This window comes from Thiocystis violacea (assembly GCF_016583575.1).
Taxonomy (GTDB): domain Bacteria; phylum Pseudomonadota; class Gammaproteobacteria; order Chromatiales; family Chromatiaceae; genus Thiocystis; species Thiocystis violacea.
The window spans coordinates 1-839 of record NZ_NRRG01000156.1 but is presented as its reverse complement, the minus strand read 5'-3'; the positions used below and the strand labels follow the sequence as shown (position 1 = coordinate 839).

General features: G+C 63.9%; 1 protein-coding gene. It reads right to left on the bottom strand.

Annotation, left to right across the window (positions count from 1 at the left end):
* Positions 1–199 precede the first annotated feature (199 nt).
* Positions 200–839 (bottom strand): HesA/MoeB/ThiF family protein (locus CKO27_RS23945; protein ID WP_200377411.1); only part of this gene is annotated, 640 nt, incomplete at its 5' end.

The following is an 839-nucleotide window of genomic DNA, read 5'->3' as shown; positions in this document are numbered from 1 at the left end:
TCCTTGAAGATAAGGAGCCAGGAAGGGCGCGTTGAGACGGAATACCGTGGCGAGAAGGAGATCGTCAACTGCATCGCCCGGGCGCTCGCCCAGGAGCCGGTGTTCGCCGACGACACCCTTATAGAGAGCTAAAGCCTAAGAGGTTGTCTCAATGCCGCCTTGCCAATGCTTCCGGCGGACCATCTTTCAGGCTGCCTGCTCAGAGCGGAGCTGAATGGAAGCAATGCGGACCTTGCTGCGCATTGCGATTACCGCAACTTGGGCAGGCTGGATCGGCCGGTATCGCCAGCGTGCGGACGGCCATCGTTTGCGCATCGAGCAGCAGGAGCCTGGAATACAGCGGTTGGCCATAGCCCGTGAGGACCTTGATGGTCTCGGTCGCTTGGATGCTGCCGATGATACCGACGAGTGGCGCGAGCACGCCTTCGCGGGCGCAACGCTCGCCTTCCTGTCCGTCATCGGGGTAGAGGCACTGGTAGCAGGGGTCTTCAGGGCGCCCGGAGAAGACCGCGACCTGACCCTCGGCCCGGATTGCGGCACCGGAGACGAGCGGGATGCCGGAGGTGACGCAGGCGGCGTTGACCGCGTAGCGCGTCTGGAAATTGTCGCTGGCGTCGACGACTAGATCGACCTCGGCGGTCAGCGCGGCGAGCTGCGTCGGGGTCAGGCTGCGCTTGATCGGGACTAGCTCGCAATGTGGATTGAGCGCCTCGAGTGACGCTATGGCCGAATCGACCTTGGTCCAACCGATGCGCTCGCTCGTATGCAGGATCTGCCGCTGCAGGTTGGAGAGGTCGACGGCATCGAAGTCGGCCAGCAGCAGACGCCCGACGCCGGCG